Origin of the sequence: Microbacterium natoriense, assembly GCF_030816295.1 — a bacterium.
GTDB classification, from domain to species: domain Bacteria; phylum Actinomycetota; class Actinomycetes; order Actinomycetales; family Microbacteriaceae; genus Microbacterium; species Microbacterium natoriense_A.
This window is the reverse complement of the sequence record NZ_JAUSXV010000001.1, coordinates 1,531,691-1,549,175: the sequence shown is the minus strand read 5'-3', so window position 1 is coordinate 1,549,175 and position 17,485 is coordinate 1,531,691. Positions and strand designations below refer to the sequence as shown.

General features: G+C 69.4%; 20 protein-coding genes. 5 read left to right on the top strand and 15 right to left on the bottom strand.

Annotation, left to right across the window (positions count from 1 at the left end; translation table 11 throughout):
- Positions 1 to 14 precede the first annotated feature (14 nt).
- The 5 genes from QFZ53_RS07135 to QFZ53_RS07115 are packed head-to-tail and all read right to left on the bottom strand — an operon-like array spanning position 15 to position 4,592.
- Complete coding sequence (locus QFZ53_RS07135; protein ID WP_307294977.1) at positions 15 to 1,484, bottom strand: glycoside hydrolase family 3 N-terminal domain-containing protein; 1,470 nt, start codon at positions 1,482 to 1,484, stop codon at positions 15 to 17.
- On the bottom strand, positions 1,481 to 2,314 hold the full coding sequence (locus tag QFZ53_RS07130; RefSeq protein WP_292906298.1) for a carbohydrate ABC transporter permease: 834 nt from the start codon (positions 2,312 to 2,314) through the stop codon (positions 1,481 to 1,483). Before QFZ53_RS07130 ends, QFZ53_RS07135 begins: the two co-directional genes overlap by 4 nt.
- Positions 2,311 to 3,279: a carbohydrate ABC transporter permease gene (locus tag QFZ53_RS07125; RefSeq protein WP_307294975.1), complete on the bottom strand. Its 969-nt coding sequence runs from the start codon at positions 3,277 to 3,279 to the stop codon at positions 2,311 to 2,313. The genes QFZ53_RS07130 and QFZ53_RS07125 overlap by 4 nt, the downstream gene beginning before the upstream one ends.
- Before the next feature lie 13 nt (positions 3,280 to 3,292).
- A complete protein-coding gene (locus QFZ53_RS07120) occupies positions 3,293 to 3,655 on the bottom strand; it encodes an extracellular solute-binding protein (protein ID WP_307294973.1) in 363 nt (120 codons plus the stop codon).
- Positions 3,567 to 4,592, bottom strand: a complete 1,026-nt coding sequence (locus tag QFZ53_RS07115; RefSeq protein WP_307294971.1) for an extracellular solute-binding protein — start codon at positions 4,590 to 4,592, stop codon at positions 3,567 to 3,569. Before QFZ53_RS07115 ends, QFZ53_RS07120 begins: the two co-directional genes overlap by 89 nt.
- A 143-nt stretch (positions 4,593 to 4,735) precedes the next feature.
- Between QFZ53_RS07115 and QFZ53_RS07110 the strand changes: the two genes are divergently transcribed.
- The 4 genes from QFZ53_RS07110 (at position 4,736) to QFZ53_RS07095 (ending at position 8,113) form a co-directional block, all read left to right on the top strand.
- Positions 4,736 to 6,001 (top strand): LCP family protein, encoded by a 1,266-nt coding sequence (locus QFZ53_RS07110; RefSeq protein WP_307294969.1) that lies wholly within the window; start codon positions 4,736 to 4,738, stop codon positions 5,999 to 6,001.
- Positions 6,002 to 6,018: 17 nt separating this feature from the next.
- Positions 6,019 to 6,879 (top strand): spermidine synthase, encoded by an 861-nt coding sequence (locus tag QFZ53_RS07105; protein ID WP_307294967.1) that lies wholly within the window; start codon positions 6,019 to 6,021, stop codon positions 6,877 to 6,879.
- A 123-nt stretch (positions 6,880 to 7,002) separates the two neighbouring features.
- Entirely contained in the window at positions 7,003 to 7,530 is a 528-nt protein-coding gene (locus QFZ53_RS07100) for a hypothetical protein (RefSeq protein ID WP_292906267.1), read from the top strand.
- Positions 7,531 to 7,624: 94 nt separating this feature from the next.
- A complete protein-coding gene (locus QFZ53_RS07095) occupies positions 7,625 to 8,113 on the top strand; it encodes a SprT-like domain-containing protein (RefSeq protein WP_292906265.1) in 489 nt (162 codons plus the stop codon).
- 2 nt (positions 8,114 to 8,115) lie between these two features.
- Here QFZ53_RS07095 and QFZ53_RS07090 read toward each other — a convergent pair whose 3' ends face one another.
- From QFZ53_RS07090 to QFZ53_RS07065, 6 genes are all read right to left on the bottom strand, one after another.
- Entirely contained in the window at positions 8,116 to 8,550 is a 435-nt protein-coding gene (locus tag QFZ53_RS07090; RefSeq protein WP_307294965.1) for a DUF3054 domain-containing protein, read from the bottom strand.
- Positions 8,551 to 8,669: 119 nt separating this feature from the next.
- Positions 8,670 to 9,326: a 2-phosphosulfolactate phosphatase gene (locus QFZ53_RS07085; protein WP_307294963.1), complete on the bottom strand. Its 657-nt coding sequence runs from the start codon at positions 9,324 to 9,326 to the stop codon at positions 8,670 to 8,672.
- Between the two features lie 119 nt (positions 9,327 to 9,445).
- Positions 9,446 to 10,906: an ABC transporter permease gene (locus QFZ53_RS07080; protein WP_307294961.1), complete on the bottom strand. Its 1,461-nt coding sequence runs from the start codon at positions 10,904 to 10,906 to the stop codon at positions 9,446 to 9,448.
- Positions 10,903 to 11,664: an ABC transporter ATP-binding protein gene (locus QFZ53_RS07075; RefSeq protein WP_292906258.1), complete on the bottom strand. Its 762-nt coding sequence runs from the start codon at positions 11,662 to 11,664 to the stop codon at positions 10,903 to 10,905. Before QFZ53_RS07075 ends, QFZ53_RS07080 begins: the two co-directional genes overlap by 4 nt.
- Positions 11,665 to 11,764: 100 nt before the next feature.
- Positions 11,765 to 12,118 carry a nuclear transport factor 2 family protein gene (locus QFZ53_RS07070; protein WP_307294958.1) on the bottom strand — a complete coding sequence of 118 codons (354 nt, stop codon included), beginning with the start codon at positions 12,116 to 12,118 and terminating at the stop codon, positions 11,765 to 11,767.
- Between the two features lie 17 nt (positions 12,119 to 12,135).
- Positions 12,136 to 12,630 carry a carboxymuconolactone decarboxylase family protein gene (locus QFZ53_RS07065; protein WP_307294956.1) on the bottom strand — a complete coding sequence of 165 codons (495 nt, stop codon included), beginning with the start codon at positions 12,628 to 12,630 and terminating at the stop codon, positions 12,136 to 12,138.
- An 86-nt stretch (positions 12,631 to 12,716) separates the two neighbouring features.
- Here QFZ53_RS07065 and QFZ53_RS07060 point away from each other — a divergent pair, with 86 nt between their 5' ends.
- Positions 12,717 to 13,595, top strand: a complete 879-nt coding sequence (locus QFZ53_RS07060; RefSeq protein WP_292906252.1) for a LysR family transcriptional regulator — start codon at positions 12,717 to 12,719, stop codon at positions 13,593 to 13,595.
- Positions 13,596 to 13,615: 20 nt separating this feature from the next.
- Here the strand turns inward: QFZ53_RS07060 and QFZ53_RS07055 are convergent, their stop codons facing one another.
- The 4 genes from QFZ53_RS07055 to QFZ53_RS07040 form a co-directional block, all read right to left on the bottom strand.
- Positions 13,616 to 14,251 carry a response regulator gene (locus QFZ53_RS07055; RefSeq protein WP_307294952.1) on the bottom strand — a complete coding sequence of 212 codons (636 nt, stop codon included), beginning with the start codon at positions 14,249 to 14,251 and terminating at the stop codon, positions 13,616 to 13,618.
- Positions 14,248 to 15,426 carry a sensor histidine kinase gene (locus QFZ53_RS07050; RefSeq protein WP_307294950.1) on the bottom strand — a complete coding sequence of 393 codons (1,179 nt, stop codon included), beginning with the start codon at positions 15,424 to 15,426 and terminating at the stop codon, positions 14,248 to 14,250. Before QFZ53_RS07050 ends, QFZ53_RS07055 begins: the two co-directional genes overlap by 4 nt.
- 63 nt (positions 15,427 to 15,489) lie before the next feature.
- The gene (locus QFZ53_RS07045) at positions 15,490 to 16,281 is read right to left on the bottom strand and encodes a class I SAM-dependent methyltransferase (protein ID WP_307294947.1); all 792 of its coding nucleotides are present in this window, start codon (positions 16,279 to 16,281) and stop codon (positions 15,490 to 15,492) included.
- Between the two features lie 38 nt (positions 16,282 to 16,319).
- Positions 16,320 to 17,483 (bottom strand): AMP-binding protein, encoded by a 1,164-nt coding sequence (locus QFZ53_RS07040; protein ID WP_307294945.1) that lies wholly within the window; start codon positions 17,481 to 17,483, stop codon positions 16,320 to 16,322.
- Positions 17,484 to 17,485: the final 2 nt, after the last annotated feature.

Genomic DNA, 17,485 nt, shown 5'->3' with positions numbered 1-17,485 from the left:
GGGGCCTCCGGCGCTCAGCCTACGCGGCCGAGCAGCCGCTCCCTGGCCATCAGCGCGCCGATCCGACTGGCCGCCCCGACCTCGACGACCGGGAGAGGCAGGGCCGACCGCGCCGAGAGCCCGACGTTGACGACGACCGCATCAGGATCGCGCCGCGCCGCGCGCTCGACCAGCTCTCGCTGGCCCGCGTCGGAATCGGGTCGATCGATGAGGATCGCCGTGATGCCGTCTTCAGACACGGCGGCGTCGAGCACCGCATCCTGTTCCGCCGCAGACGTGCGGGCGACGTCGAGACGCACGCACTGGCCGCCGGCGGCGAGGGCCGATGCGACATAGGCCGCCGCACTGTCGACGGCGAGAGTCGATCGGCGGCGCGCGTCGACGACCGACAGGGCGGAGGCCGGCGGCGTCGGCCCGCCCTGGATCGCCCGGCGCACGATGTCGGCAGCGTCGAACGCGATCGGTTCTTCCGCATCCGTCTTCTGGAGCTTCTCGGCGAGCGCCGCGACCCGAGCGGCCGCCTCCTGCACGCGATCACGCGAGAGCGAGCCGTCACGAAGGGCTGAGACGATGCCGTCGCGCGCGCTGAGGAAGTCCCGCCGGTCCTGGTCGGGGTGCGCGGCGTCGCCGGGATTGGTGGGGTTGCCGATGCACAGCAGGTCGGCGCCCGCGGCGAGCGCGAGTGCCGCTCCCCCGCCGATGCCGACGGTCTCCCTGACCGCCGCCATGTCGAGTGCGTCGGTTATGATCACCCCGTCGAAGCCCATGTCGCGGAGCCTGCCGAGCACGCGCGGGTTCAGCGTGGCGGGCTGTTCCCCCCAGGCGGGGACGACGATGTGCGCCGTCATGATGGTGTCGACGCCTGCGGCGATCGCGGCACGGAAAGGTTCGAGGTGCACGCGCTCGAACTGGTCGACGGGCAGCATGATCTCAGGCAGTGCGTGGTGGGAGTCGAGGTGCGTGTCGCCGTGACCGGGAAAGTGCTTGACGCAGGCGGCTGAGCCGCCGCTCTGGATGCCGCGAACCTCGGCGACCACGTGGCGAGCCACCAGCCGCTCGTCGTCGCCGAAGGAGCGGACGCCGATCACGGGGTTGCGGGGATCGGTGTTCACGTCGGCGACAGGTCCGAGGACGACGTTGGCGCCGACCGCGCGCACCCGCCGGGCGAGCTCGGCGCCGGTGGCTCGGGTCGCCGCGAGGTCGTCGAGTCGCCCCAACTGGGCGGCACCGGGGAGGGTCGAGCCCTCTGCCGTCTCCAGCCGGGTGACGCTGCCGCCCTCCTCGTCGATGCCGATCAGCGCAGCGGGGTTCGCCTCGAGGATCTGCGCGCTGAGCGTGCCGAGGTCGTCGCCGACGTTCTGGCCGAAGTAGACGACTCCGGCCAGACCGTCGCGCAGTTCGTCGAGCAGCCAGTCCGGAGAGGTCGTTCCCAGGAAACCCGGCCAGAGCACGCCGTTCGCGAGCCGGGCGAGCTCCTCGCTCATCCCTTCACCGCCCCTGCCACCATGCCGGCCGACAACCGACGCTGCACGATCACGAAGAAGATCATGACCGGGATCGTGATGATCGTGGACGCGGCCATGATGCTGCCCCAGTCGTTCGAGTGCAGACCGAAGAACGACTTCAGTCCGATCGACACGGTGTACTGGTCGGTGGCGCTGCCGAGGATGGTCATGGCGAAGATGAACTCGTTCCACGCGGTGATGAAGCTGAAGATGCTCGTCGCGACGAGACCGGGCATCACGAGCGGCAGCAGGATCGAGCGGAACATCCGCCACCAGCTGGCGCCGTCGATGTAGGCGGCCTCCTCGAGCTCGACGGGCACGGCCGCCACGAAGCCGCGCAGCATCCAGATGCCGAACGCCAGCGACAGTGCGACGTAGACGACCATCAGCCCCAGGATGCTGTTGAGCAGCCCCAGGCTCTTCACCTGCAGGAACAGAGGGATGACGAGCGCCTCGAGCGGCACCATCTGCACGACGAGGATGAGCATCAGGATCGTCGTGCGGAACCTGAAGCGGAAGCGCGCGACCGCGACGGCGGCGAGCAGGCACACGATCGCGCTGATCAGAACCGTGACGAGGGCGACGATCGCCGAGTTGCGCAGGAACGTGCCGAAGCCGCCGTCGGTGAGGACGAACGCGAAGTTGTCGAACGTGAGCTCCTGCGGCAGCAGCGACTGCCCTCCGCTGGAGGCCTTCTTGTCGAGCGCGCTGGAGACCATCCAGTACACGGGGAAGAGCGTGAAGATCAGGACTGCGGCGACCGCGACGCCGGTGCCGATCCTCGATGCGGCAGAGCGACGCGGGTTCACAGCTCGTCCTCCTTCATGAGCGAGCGGATGTAGACGATCGTGATGGCGATGAGCACGAGGGTCAGCAGCACCGCGAGCGCTGCGCCGAAGCCGTATTTGTTCTGGCCGAACGACTCCACGTACGACCACACGCCGAGGTTCAGCACCGAGCGGTTGCCGCCGTTGCCGCCGGGCATGAGATACACCTGCGCGAACACCTTGAAGTCCCAGATCGTCGACAGGATGATGACGACGGAGAAGACCGGCCTGAGCGTGGGGAAGATGATCTTCCAGAAACGGCGCCATGCGCCCGCGCCGTCGAGCGCCGCGGCCTCGAGCATCTCCTTCGAGACGCCCAGCAGGCCCGCGAGCACGGTGATCGCGACGAACGGGAAGCCGTGGTGCACGACGTTGATCAGCACGATCGCGTAGAACGACCACTGGTTGGTGAACCAGTTGTAGCTCTCGTCCATCAGGCCCAGGTTCTGCAGCACGGCATTGAAGACGCCGCGATCTGCATCGAAGATGAACGTCCACACGTAGGTGCCGGTCACCGCGGGCATCGCCCACGCGACCATGATGCAGCTCGAGACGATGGTGCGCCACACGGGGCCGAGCTTGGCGAGCAGCAGGGCGACGAGAGTCCCCACCGCGACGGTCACGAACACCGCGACGGCCGCGAAGCCGACGGTGTTCGGCAGCACGACGGTCCACAGCTGGGGGTCGCTCAGAGCCTTCGCGTAGTTCTCGAGACCGATCCAGTTCTGCTCTCCCGTGTTGATCTCGCGCAGCCCGTAGTCCTGCAGCGAGTACAGGAACACCTGCACGAGCGGCCACAGCATGAGCGTCGCGAGGATGAACAGTCCGGGGGCGAGGAGGAGCCAGGGCCGGGCCTTCACGAGGGAGAACCCCCGCGGCCTGCCGGCCACGGAAGCGGAGGAGGACTCCGCCTCCGTGGCCGGTAGAGGTGCGTGCACCATCGTCATGGAGGGAGACTTCCTACTGGTTGAGGAGCTCGGTCATCTCAGCGGCAGCATCCTTCGTCGCCGTGGCGACGTCCTTCTGCCCGCTGAGGATCGCCTGGATCATCGAGTTCGTCGTCTTCTTCGCCTGCACCGCGCCGAAGTTCGGCGTCACCGGCACGGATGCACCACCCTCGACCATCTGCTGGGCGAACGGGGCGACCAGGGGGTCGGTCGAGGCGAGGGACTCTTCCATCGCCGACTGCACGCCCGGGAAGTACCCGGTCTCATCGGCCCACTTCTCGGCGAACTCACCGGTGGTCATGAGCTTGACGAACTGCCACGCGAGATCGGCGTTCTTGGTGGTGTTGAAGATCGACAGGTGGGATCCACCGAGCACGGAGGGAGGCGATTCCGCCGTCCTTGCCGGGGATCACGGCGGCGCCGATCTTGCCCTCGAGGTCGGGGTTGGCCTCGATCAGCGCCTTCGGCGTCCACGAGCCCGAGAGCATCATCGCGACGTTCCCCTGTGTGAAGGCGTCACGAAGATCCGTCTCCTTCCAGGTGGTCGCGCCGGCGGACGAGAATCCGTGCTCGGTGGCGAGACCCGTGTAGAACTCGATGCCCTCCTGCGACTCCTCGCTGTCGAGCTCGCTGGTCCACTCCTTGCCGTCGAGGGTCGCGACCTCGCCGCCTGCACCCCAGACCCAGGGGTAGACCTGGAACTCGGCGTCGCCTGCGACGGGGAAGGGCAGCATGTCGGGCTTCGCCGCCTTGATCGCCTCGCCGGCAGCGACGATGTCGTCCCAGGTCTTCGGAGCATCCAGACCGAGTTCCTCGAAGACGTCGGTGCGGTAGACGATCGAACGGACGCCCGCGTACCACGGCATGCCGTAGAGCTCGTCGTCGTAGGTGCCGGCGACTTCGAGCCCCTCGACCAGATCGTCGCGCAGGCCCTTCTCCTCGTCGACGTAGTCGTCGAGGGGCAGCAGCGCGCCGGCATCGGCGAACTCGGCAGTCCACGTGGTGCCGGTCTCGGCGATGTCCGGAGTCGTGGCTCCGGCGATCGAGGTCACGAAGCGATCGTGCGCGTCGGCCCACTGGACCTCTTCGATCTTGACGGTCGCACCGGTCTCGTCCTCGAAGGCCTTCGAGACGGCGTCGTAGAACGCGGTCGAGTCCGGGTTCGTGCCCTTCATGATCCAGACGGTGAGCTCCTGGCCCTTGCCGTCGACGGATCCGCCGTCGCCGGCGTCGCTGCCGCCGGTCGAGCAGGCGGCCAGGCTCAGCGTGGCCACGGCGCCCAGCGCGACAGCCGAGAGTATGCGCTTGTGCATCAGGGATCTCCTCTTCGAAACGTCCTGGCGGCATCGGGTGCTCACCAACTTCGATAAGTATCCACGACTAACTAATTAGCTGCAAGCAATTCTCACGATTGTCATCCGGTTGTGACAAAAGTTTCCAGAGGTAGGCTCACGGCATGCGCCGCCCCTTCGACAAGGCCGACCGGACGACAGTCGCGCGCCATGCTCACCTGCTCTCCCCCTCGCCCGGATCCGTCGCGCTCAAGCTGCTCGGGGCTGCGCTCGCCGTGCTCCTCGTGTCGGCTGCGTCCATCGCCGCGTTCGTCGCGATCGACCTCGCCAACCGGGTGAGCGATGGGGCGGTCGCGTTGGAGGGCGACGACGACGTCGCGCCTCCCGCGCTGGGGGCCTACCCCGACGACAAGGCCTTCAACCTCCTCATCGTCGGCACGGACGAATGCGGGGAGATCACGAGTCAGTACATGGGGAAGCGCTGCAGCGACGCGGACGGAGGCATCCGCAACGACGTGAACCTGCTCGTTCACGTGTCGGCAGCACCGCGCAACGTCACCGTGGTGTCCTTCCCCCGCGATCTCATGGTCGAGGTGCCCGAGTGCACTCGTGACGACGGCTCGACCGCCCCCGCCATGGAGAAGGCGTCGTTCAACTCCCTGTTCGATCACGGCGGCGTCTCATGCATCGCGACGACCGTCACCGAGCTCAGCGGCCTCCCTGTCGAGTTCGCGGCGAAGATCAGCTTCGACGGCGTGATCGAGATCACCAACGCGATCGGCGGGGTCGAGGTCTGCGTCGCCGGCGAGGGCATCCACGACTCCCAGGCGGGAATCGACCTGCCGCCCGGCACTCACACGATCTCGGGCGCGGATGCCCTGGCGTTCATCCGCACACGCCACGGCGTGGGCGACGAGAGCGACCTCGCGCGCATCTCGAACCAGCAGCAGTACATGTCGCGCCTCGCGAAGAAGATCCTCAGCGCCGAGACTCTGACCGACCCGTCCACCGTGCTGAAGCTCGCGAACACCGTCGCCGACAACATCGTGCCCAGCGAGAAGCTCAGCAACCCGCTCACGCTGGCCCAGCTGGCCCTCGCTCTCAAGGGCGTCGACTTCGCCGACTTCGTGTTCGTGCAGTTCCCGAACACTCCCGACCCCGACAACCCGAAGAGCAAGGTGGTCCCCATCGACGATGCCGCCGAGGCGCTCTGGGCAGCCCTCATCGCAGGGCAGCCGATCTCCCTCTCCGGGGACGTCAACGGCCACTCCGGCATCGTCGTGCCCACGCCGCCTCCGGGCGAGACGCCGGCCGATCCGGTGACGCCCCCCGCCACCCAGACGCCCGAGGTGCGCACGACGCTGCCGCCGGAGATCTCCGGACAGAGCGTCGAGCAGGACACGTGCTCCAACGGCAACCAGGCGAAGTGACCGCGTAGTCTCGGAGCATGGGCAGGACGCGCGCACGAGACACCGAGCACCCGCAGGCCCGACTCGATCACGGCGGCGTCGCCCGCATCGTGCCGAGCGCGTTCACCAGCGGCTTCGAGCTGATCGTCGACGACACCCCGCAATCCCACGTCGACCTCGACGATCCCACTCACCTGCACTTCGAGTACGTGGTGCGCATGGGCGCCGTGATCGATCAGCTGCCGCCCGGTCCGCTGACCGCCGTGCATCTGGGCGCGGGCGCCCTGACCCTGCCGCGTTACGTCGAAGCCAGCCGACCCGGATCCCGCCAGCAGGTCATCGAGCTCGAGGCCCCGCTCGCGGCGCTCGTGCGCGAACACCTTCCGCTGCCGCGAGGAGCCGCGATCCGCGTGCGGATCGGCGATGCGCGCGCCGGAGTGCACAAGCTCCCCCCGGCCCTCACCGGCACCTGCGATCTGGTCATCTCCGATGTCTACTCCGGGGCGCAGACGCCCGCGCACCTCACGAGCGTCGAGTTCTACCGTGAATTGAGGGCGCTGCTGAAACCGACAGGAGTGCTCCTCGTGAACGTCGCCGACGGGCCCGGTCTCGCGTTCGCCCGCCGGCAGGCCGCGACGATCGCCGAGGTCCTGCCCGAAGTCGGAGTCCTCGCCGACACGCAGGTTCTCAAGGGGCGCCGATTCGGCAACCTCGTGATCGCGGCATCCGCCTCTCCCCTGCCCACCGACTGGCTTCCGCGCGTGCTCGCCGCGGGTCCCCATCCCGCCAAGATCGCTCAGGGCGCCGAGGTCCTCTCCTTCATCCAGGGCGCCCGCGTGGTGACCGATTCGGATGCCACGGCGTCCCCTCGCCCCGACGATTCGCTCTTCCTCCGCTGAGCCCGGGCCGGCGCCGAACGGAACACGCCGGGCAAGGTCATGCCTCCTCGGCGTGTTCCCCGTCTCGGCGGAAACGGGAATGCAGACTGGAGCGAGGGATGCTGCGAGAGGAGAGCCGAGAGCATGAGTTTCATCCGGGGCTACGACCAGGAGACCCTCCGCGAACTGGTCGATCTCGATGAATGCGCGATGAGGCTGGCCGAGATCGAGAGCCAGCGCAGCCTTCCCGCTCTGCTGGAACGCGTGTGGCTCCTGAAGGTGCTCGGGCGCCTCGACGAGGCGCTCGCCCTCGCCGACGAGACCGTGCGTCAGGCCCGCATGGCCGGCACCCGCAAGGACGTGCTCCGCGCTCGCGTTCTGCACGCGACGATCCTGCAGTACCGCGGCGCGTTCGCGGCGGCCGAGCAAGAGCTCACGACGTGCGCAGCCGAGGCCGAGGGACAGGGGTGGGCGTCGATCGCGGCGTTCGCCCATCAGCACCACGGCAAGAACGCGTACGAAGCGGGAGACTTCGAGACCGCCCGCGACAGCTTCAAACGCTCCCTGTTCCTCCGCCGAGAGGCCGGTGCCGAGGACCGGGAGCTCGAGGTCGCGCTCCTCGCGATCGAAGCCGCGGAGCGCCGTCGGCCATCTCAGCTCGTCGCCGGCTGAGCAGACGCCTCACCGGTTCAACTACCGGCCCGACCACCGCGACGAGGTGCGCCGTGCAGGTCGCAATGTCGGCGGCATGGCTTAGCCTTGGCGCATGGCGGAACTCGACCGTGTGCGCATCTGGGGCGAAGCGCTGATCAGGTTGCATCTCGACGACAGCTGGTCCTTCGGCTTCGACAACGCGAAACGCCGCGCGGGTCAGTGCGACTACACGAAGAAGCGCATCACGGTGTCGCGCTACCTCGCTGCGCGCTTCGAAGACGACGAGATCCACCAGGTGCTGCTGCACGAGGTGGCGCACGCGCTCGCGGGCCACAAGGCCGCACACGGTGCCTCGTGGAAGCGGATCGCACGCGACCTCGGCTACGACGGCGGGGTCACGCATCGGGGCGAGACCGCGGTAGAACTCGCACCGTGGGTCGGCACCTGTCCGGCGGGTCACGTCACCTACCGGCACCGCCGCCCGACCAGGGCCACGTCGTGCGCGAAATGCTCACGCACCTACGACGCGCGCCACCAGTTCACCTGGACCAGGCGCGAGATCACCCCGGCCACGCGTCTCGCCGCGCAGATGGCACGCTGAGATCAGTCCGTAGACGAGCGCTGTTCGGGAGCGGCGCCATCCTCCGCAGAATCGGATGCCGCGGCATCCGTCTCCTTGGTGCTCTGACGCCTGCGCAGCGTTCCTGCGAGAGCGCGCCATCCGACGAGGAACACGCCGAGCACGACCGTCGCGACGATGATGAACGCGAGCTGCGCCGTGTCGCCGGCGATGATGCGCAGCAGCATGCCGCCCGCGACCGTCACGACCCACACGGTGACACCCCACAGCAGCGACCAGGGCTTGCGCGGCCCCGATCCCATGAGCGCGGCGAGCGCGTGCCCGACCAGGAGCGCGACGAGGAACGGCCAGGCGGTCAGGAGGAATCCGCCCGGATCCTCCTGGTGCGATGCGCGCCCGATCACGGCGAAGATCAGCACGAGCACGGCATCGACGATGAGAGCGGGGAGGTATCTCATGCCCCGACCATACGGCCCCGCGGCCCGATTCCGCGGCGAGCGCGCGGCTTGTTGACGAGTGAACGGTCTGTCGACGTCGCCGCGCCGTGCGTTCGGCGGGCGCCCGTCCGCTCGAGGGGCTACACGAAGGGCGCGAACCTGCCGTCGCGCAGCTCGGGGACCATGTCGGAGGAATCGAGCGACGCGGCCTCGGCGACGGATGCCGGCACGATCCCCGACTCCGCCATGCGCGCGGTCGAGGCGACGCCGATCTCGAGCTCGCGTGCCGAGCCGCTGGCGCTGAGCAGGTGCCGCAGGGCGCCCTTGAGCGCTCGGAACCCCTCGGCGGCGACAGCCGCGTCGGGCGCGGTGTGGTCGATGCCGAGATCGGTGAGAGCGGCGATGACGGCTCCGGCGCCGAGCTGATCTTCGACGGCGAAACGCAGAGCGCCGTCAGGAGCCTTCTCCCCTGCGGCGATCACCGCCACCGAGGTGCGCTGCTGACGGCGCTCCTGCACGGCCTGCACCGCGCGGGCGACGGCCGCAGCATTGCGCAGCCCCCCGACCAGCACGAGAGCGCCCTCGGCGGACGCCGCCACGGCCGCACCGTTGCTCGACCACTCGCGCGCGTCGTCGAGGGTGACGACGACGCCCGAGGCGACGGCATCCGGCACCGTCGAGGAGAAGCGCAGCACATCGACGACCACGACGATGTCGGCGGGGGCGAGGCGTGCGAGGCCGGCGGCTCCCCATTCGAAGCGGACCTGATACGTGGACTGGTCGAAGGGCGATGCCATCTCTCCAGCCTAGGCTCGCTCGGATGCTTCTCGAGGTGCGTGCTGTGGTCGCCGCGGGCGGAAAGCGCGACCACAACGCGCACCTCGACACCGACATCGGCTACAGGCGCCCGCCCGCGTCAGTCCGCCGCGAGCGCCTCGACGGGCGCGACGCGTGTCGCGAGCCGGGTGGGAGTCGCGGCCGCGACGAGCGTGAGCACCGCAGTGGCCACGACGATCACCACGACGGGGATCCACGGCACCTGAGGAGCGATCAGACCCGCCGGTGTGAAGTCGGGCAGCGTCGGCACCGAGCCGAGCAGCGACTGCGCGGCGATCCATCCGTAGGCGATGCCGAGCACGAGACCGGTGACGGTGGCAGCCACGGTGATGTGCGTGGCCTCCAGCAGCACCATCCGGCGCACCTGCGCGTTCGAGAGGCCGATCGAGCGCAGCAGCCCGAGCTCGCGCCGGCGCTGCACGACGCCGATCGTGAGCAGGTTCACGAGTCCGACCGCCGCGATGACCGCCGAGACCGCGACGAGAACCATCATGATCGTCCCGAACGCATCGAAGGGCGCGAAGAAGTCGGGCGGGATCTCTCCGGTCACCTGACTCGTCATCAGACGCTTGGCGGACTCGAGCGCCACGGCGAACATCGTGACCAGCGTGACTCCCATCACGACGCCGATCGCCATGCGCGCGGAGCGCTCCGGATAGCGCAGCGCGTTCTCGGCTGCGAGGCGCGCGGTGGCGCTCGATCCGAACAGCCGCCCGACGAGACGCAGCACGGGCGGCATGAAGATGACAGATCCGAGCGCGAGCCCGGTGAACGAGAGGATGCCCCCGAAGAACGCGACCACCACTCCGAGCGGCGTGATCAGACCGAGGACCACCCCCGCCGCCAGAAGAGCCGCACCCGAGATCAGCAGCACCCAGGCGCCGACGTGGCGGCCCGGTTTGCCGGCGACCTCGTCATGCGCACGCTCGACCGAGCCGCCGATGGCCTGCAGCGGTGTGACCGCCAGAACTCGCCGGGAGCCCGCCCATGCGGCGATCCACGTGGTGAGGGCGACGCCGACCGCGGGCAGCACGATGAACGGCTGCGCGATCGTGAAGTCCCGCGGGACGTTGTCGATGAACTGGGCGCCGATCTGCACGCCGACTGCGGCCAGCAGCAGACCCGCTGCCGCGCCGAGGAGTGCGCCGATGATCCCGACCACGAGCCCCTGCCGGCCCACCTCGCCGCGCTGCGACCGAGCGGTGGCGCCGATCAGCCGCATCAGCGCGATCTGGCGTGTGCGCCCCGCGATGATCGTCGAGAACGTGTTGGCGGTCACGATCGCCGCGACGTACATCGCGACCGCCGTCAACAGGACAGAGAGGATCGCCACGACGACGGCGAGCGTTCCGCTGTCTCCGATGAACGGATCCGCCTGCAGCACCGCGCCGATGTACGCGGTCGTCTCGACGAGCACGACGCCGAAGGCGGCCGACAGCGTCGCGACGAGGACGCTCGCGCCCATGCCTCGGTCGCGCAGCCAGGCCAGGCGGGGGCCGGTCGCCGCGGTCTGCGGGACGACGGTGGCGATCGCGCTCATGCCGAGACCTCCGCCGCGAGCATGTACGCCGAGATCTCCTCGGCGCTCTGGCGAGGATGGTCGGCGACGATGCGACCGTCGCCGAGGAACAGCACCCGATCGGCATGGCTCGCGGCGATCGCGTCGTGCGTGACCATCGCGATCGACTGTCCGTGGTCGCGACTCGCCTCCGCGAGCAGGCGCAGCACTTCGCGTCCGGTCTTCGAGTCGAGGTTGCCCGTGGGCTCGTCGGCGAAGACGAGGTCGGGAGCCGTAGCCAGCGCGCGGGCGATCGCGACGCGCTGCTGCTGGCCGCCGGACAGCTGGTGGGGGCGGTGCTCGAGGCGCGAGCCGAGGCCGAGCGATTCGATGAGGCCGTCGATGCGGGCCTTCTCGATCGCGCTCGGGCGACGGCCGTCGAGTTCGAAGGGCAGCATGATGTTGCCCAGCGCCGTGAGCGTGGGCACCAGGTTGAAGGCCTGGAAGATGAAGCCGACGCGACGACGGCGCAGGATCGTCAGATCGAGATCGTCCAGCCCGGTGATCTCGGTGTCGCCGATCCAGGCGCGCCCCTCACTCGGGGTGTCGAGCCCCGCCATGATGTGCATGAGCGTCGACTTGCCCGAGCCGGACGGCCCCATGATCGCCGTGAACTGTCCGCGACGGATGCCGACGCTCACGTCGTCGAGCGCGCGCACGGTGCCCTCGCCCGTGCCGTAGGTCTTCTTCAGGTGCTGGACGCGGGCGGCGAGCCCGAGGTCGGTGGTCGTGATCTCCATGCCATCGACGCTACGGAGAGCGGATGCCGCGGCGCGTCGCTCTGGCGGAGCATCCGGGTACATCGCAAGGATGATCCGGCGGGCGCGGCATCCGCTCCCGTCACAGCAGCGGGCGCGGATCGAAAACGACGCGGATGCTCGTGATCAGCCCCTCTTCGACATGGCTCCAGTTGACCGTCGGCACGATCGCGCCGTTGCGGGCGACGAGATCGAACCACGTCATCGCATCGTTTCCTTCGACGACCCGCCGGGTCAGGCGCAAGGTGTCCATCACGGAGCCGGCCATCCCCTCCAGACCCGCGATGCATTCGTCGACGCCTGCGGCGTCTCCGAAGACACCCGAGAACTGCACGTCCTCGGCGAGGACCCTCCGAAGCAGGCCGAAGTCACGATCACGCCAGGCGTCGAAGTAGATCGTCGCGGCGCGGCGGGTGGCGTCCTGCTGCGAGGTCATGGCTTCACCTTCTCGGCTCACAGCGACACCGTCCAGGCGCGGGTGGAGACGCCGACTGCGTTCCAGGCGTTGATCACGACGATGAGCGACACCAGGGCGCCGAGCTCCTCGGGCGAGAACATCGCGGATGCGGCCTTCCAGTCCGCATCCGGCACATGGGTCTCGGAAGCCCGGGTGATGCTCTCGGTCAGCGAGAGGGCGGCCCGCTCCCTCGCCGTGAACAAAGGCGATTCACGCCATACGGCGACCGCGGCGAGCCTGCGCGCGTTCTCGCCGGCCTTCAATGCGTCACCGGTGTGCAGGTCGACGCAGTAGCTGCAGCCGTTCAGCTGGGACGCTCGGATGCGGACGAGCTCGCGCAGCAGGCGATCGATGCCCGCCTGGTCGAGCTCGCCGGTGGCGGCGTTATCGAGGTGCGCGAGCGCCTTGGCGAATCGAGGTGCGGTGGCATCGAAGTCCAGGCGGACGAGCACGGGGACGGTCGGAGTCGGATCGGTGGGTGCGGAGTTCATGACTCCTCCTTTCGTCTTCTCCAGCGTCGCCGCCGAGCAGCAATCTGTCCAACAGCTGGCTCAGATGGATATCATCGTTCTCAGATATGGAACTCCATCAGCTGCGCTACTTCCTCGCCGTGGTCGACGCGGGATCGTTCACCGCGGCGGCAGACAGGGTGCACGTCAGTCAGTCGGGCGTGAGCGCCCAGGTGCAGAAGCTCGAACGCGAACTCGGGGTCACGCTGTTCGACCGCAGTGCACGGCGCGCCGCACTCACGGCCGACGGCGAGAGGCTGCTCCCGATCGTCCGTGCTGCGTTGTCGGCGGTCGGCGAAGTGCGGGCCGCGGCAGACGACCTGCGCGGACTCGTCGTCGGCTCGTTGCGGGTGGGCACCGTGTCGGGGCTCGCCTGGCCGCCGCTGTTCGACGCGCTCGCGTCGCTGCACGAGACGCATCCCGGCCTCGACATCCGCCTGCACGAAGGCACCTCGGAAGAGCTCCTGTCGGCGCTGTCGCGAGGCGAGAGCGATGTCGCCGTCGCCGCGTGGACCGCCGGTGTCCGAGAGGGACTCGAGACGAGCGTCGTGTTCGATGACGCGCTCGTCGCCGTGGTCGCGCCGGACCACCCGTGGGCGGCACGGCGCAGCATCCGCCCCCGCGAGCTGCTCGACGCCGACCTCATCGTGCTGCCACCCGGCACCGGGGCGCGCACTGCGCTGGATGCCCTGCTCACCGCGTCCGGGCGGACGGCTGCACCCCGGTGGGAGGTGTCGACGCCCTCCTTCGTGGAGATGCTCGCGACCCGCGGCCTCGGCGTCGGCATCGTCAGCGAGACGACCTGCGCCGGCTGGGCCGGCGTGCGAATCGTGCCCATCGGAGCGCCGACGGCCCGCTCGCGCCTGGGAATCGCCTGGCGCACTGAGCCCACGCACGCGACGCGCGCTCTGCTCGAGCTGCTGCGGGCGTCCCCCTCGACGACCTGATCGGGAACGGGTGTCCGGCCTCAGGCCAGTCCGTGCTCGAAGGCGAAGACGACCAGCTGCACGCGATCACGGAGGGCGAGCTTGGTGAGGATGCGGCTGATGTGCGTCTTCACGGTCGCCTCGCTGAGATACTCGCGCGCCGCGATCTCGGAATTCGACAGGCCGCGCGCGGCCAGCGCGAAGATCTCGCGTTCGCGATCGGTGAGGGCCGAGTACTGGACGGGCACCGGCTTCGGCGCCTCGGCGAAGTGCTGGAAGAGATCACGCGTGGCGGATGCCGCGATCACGCTCGAGCCCGAGTTCACCGTGCGGATGGCCGCGAGGAGGAACTCGGGGTCCGCGTCCTTGAGCAGGAAGCCGCTCGCTCCCTGTCGGATCGCCCGGGCGGCGGCCTCGTCGAGGTCGAAGGTCGTCAGCATCACGATCCGCGGCGGGTCGGGCTGCGCGAGGATCTCGGTGGTGGCCGTCAGGCCGTCCATGACCGGCATCCGGATGTCCATCAAGACGACGTCCGGCCGCGTCGCGCGCACGACATCGATCGCCTCGCGCCCGTCGCCGGCCTCGCCGACGACGTCGAGGTCGGGCTGCGACGCGACCAGCATGCGGATGCCGGCGCGGAAGAGCGCCTGGTCGTCGACGAGCACGACTCTGATCACGAATTCCCCCCGATGGGCAGCGAGGCGCGAACGAGGAACAGTTCGCCCTCCAGCCCCGCATGAAGGCTACCGCCCACGAGCTGTGCGCGTTCGCGCATGCCGATCAGCCCGTGCCCCGATGAGGGCGACGAGGCGACGACCCCGATGCGGTTGCCGATCTCGATGTCGACGCGTTCGGGCAGCCATGACAGTCGCACGTCGACCGAGCCGTCCCCGTGGCGGATCGCGTTGGTCAGAGCTTCCTGCAGGATCCGGTAGACGGCCAGCTGGATCGCCCCCGGCGGTTCGCCGGGCGGCATCGGATCGACCGTGATGCGCGGTTCGATCCCCGCCTGCCTCACCTGTGCGAACAGCGTCTCGAGATCGGCGAGCGTCGGCTGCGGACCGTCGCCCTGGCGATGTCTGAGCTGGGTGAGCAGCAGCCGCACGTCGGACAGCGCGCCGCGGGCCGTCTGTGCGATCGTCGTGAGCGCTTCGGTCGCCATCTCCGGCTCAGCCGCGGCCACGTAGCGCGCGCCGTCGGCCTGCGCGATCACGACCGCGAGCGAGTGCGCGACGATGTCGTGCATGTCACGGGCGATGCGCACGCGCTCCTGCTCCTCGGCGGCGAGGGATTCGGCCTGCAGCTGAGCAGCCCTCGTGCGACGAGCGCGCAGCACGACTCGCCACAGCAGCCCGCTCACCCACGCGAAGCCGAGCGCCAGGATCGAGACGATCAGCAGCAGCACTCCCGCGCTCAGCTGCTCCCAGCCCGTGCTCGCGACGAACGAGACGCCGTTCACGAGGACCATGTACGCCGCGGCGATGAGTCCGCCCAGCAGGGTCGACCCGAATCCCCACCAGAGCACGGCCCTCGAGCCCCACGCCGCCGTCGCATAAAGCACGAGCAGGATGGCGAGGTCGATCGGCACCGGTCCGAAGCCCGACAGCATCTGAAGCACGGCGCCTGCCCAGGCTGCCGCGAGGGCGATACCGGGCGCGAGGCGGCCGATCGCGACGCCGCCGATCATGAGCACGCCCGCCACGATGAGCCCGGCGAGGGCGAGACCGTGGACCTCCGGGCCGCCCGTCACCGGACCGTAGAAGACGACCGACATGGGCGTGAGCACGACGAAGAGCAGCACCGCGCCGAGGATGTCGAGCACGAGCGCCGTACGGGAGAGCGGCCGGATCACTCCCCCACGCTACGCGAGCGCGAAAGCTGCGGCATCCGCCTCGAGATGTATCCGGCCGACGGGTCAGGCGCGCGCGATGATCTCGCCGTGCGGCACGAGGAACCAGCCGTCGCCGTCGTCGGCCCAGCGCTTCCACGCATCGCTGATGTCGCGCAGCTCGGCCTCGCTCGCCATGCGGCTGTCGAGCAGCTGCCGGGTGAGAGCGGACTCGAGTATGCGGTCGGCCCACATGCCTCCCCACCAGCTGCGCTCCTCGGGTGTCGCGTAGCACCAAGTGGATGCCGTGACCGTGACGTCGTCGAACCCGGCGGCTCGGGCCCACGACAGCAGCCGGCGACCGGCATCCGGCTCTCCTCCGTTGGCCCTCGCCGCCCGGCGGTACAGATCGAGCCAGCGATCGAGCTCGGGCAGCACAGGGAACCAGATGAATCCGGCGTAGTCGGCGTCGCGCGCCGCGACGACCCCACCAGGCACGGCGACCCGGCGCATCTCGCGCAACGCCTGCACCGGATCGCCGACGTGCTGCAGCACCTGATGCGCGTGCACGACGTCGAAGCTGTCGTCGGCGAAGCTCAGCACGTGCACGTCCTCGACCGAGAAGTCGATGTTGGTCGCGCGGCGCGACTCGGCGAGACCACGAGACAGCGACAGCGCGTTCTCATCGATCTCGGTCGCGGTGACGTGCGCGACGACGCTCGCGAAGTCGACGGTGATGGAGCCTGGCCCCGCTCCCACATCGAGGAGCTTCGTCGATCCCGTGAGGTGCGCACGGAGATACTCGGCGGAGTTCGAGATGTCGCGGACGTTGTGCGAGCGGAGGACGGATTCGTGGTGTCCGTGCGTGTACGAGGCCATGTTCCATCCTGGCACCCCGCGGAACGCCGTCGAGCCAGTCAGTGCAGCTCGGCCACCGCTCGCCGGATCGACTCGCGATCGGGTTTGCCCGAGGACAGCGTGTCGAGCTCGTCGACGAGGATCAGCCGAGCGGGGCGGGCATGCTTGCCCAGTTCTTCCGCGACGGCGTCGCGAGCGTGCGCGAGCTGTTCGGCTTCGCTGCGCCGCAGCGCCTCACCGCGGGGCGCCACGATGACGGAGGCCTCCCCCCAGCGCGCGTCGTCGACGGCGACCACGACGGCGCCACTGAGACCGGGGATGCGCCGCACGATCCGCTCGACCCGGTCGAGAGAGATGTTGATGCCTCCCGAGACGATCACGTTGTCCGCACGGCCGTGGACCCGCACGATCCCGTCCTCGATCAGGCCGAGGTCGCCGGTGCGGTACCAGCGGATGCCGTGCTCGTCGCGGGTGAAGGTGCGGGCGGTGAGCTCGTCGTCGCCGAGATAGCCGTCGGCGAGCATGGGGCCCGCAATGCGCAGCTCCCCGTCGACGACGCGCACGGCGACCGTGTCGAGCGGTACGCCGTCGTACACGCAGCCGCCGCTCGTCTCGCTCGAGCCGTAGGTGCGCACGAGCCGCGCGCCGAGTGCGGCCGCGCGATCGCGCAACGGCTCGGGCAGCGCCTGGCCGCCGACAAGGATCGCGCGGTACGCCTGCAACGCGGCGCGGACCGCGACACTGTCCTCAGCCTCCAGCAGCGTGGCCAGCTGTGCGGGAACCAGGGAGGTGTACAGGTCAGGGATGCCGGCGCCTGCCACCGCGGAAGGGCGCAGCATCGACAGGGTCGCCGCGGCGAAGGCCTCTGCGGAGAAACGCCCTTCGAGGATCGCGGGTTCCGTGCCTGCGACGACCGAGCGCACCAGAACCTGGAGCCCCGCCACGTAGGTCGCCGGCAGCGCGAGAAGCCAGCGACCGCTGCCGATGCGCGCGGCCGTCGCTTCGGCGCCCGCGCGCAGCGCCTCGCCGCTCAGCACGACGCGCTTCGGGATGCCGGTCGATCCGGAGGTCGCGATGACGACGGCGGTCCCGTCCGGCACAGCCTCGGGTTCCCCACCTACCATGCCGAATCCGAGCGCGGGTCCGCCCTCGAGCGCGTGCCGCAGTGCTTCGAGCAGCGCCTTCGGGTCTTCGGCGTCAGTCGGCCTCAGCTCAGTCGGCATGA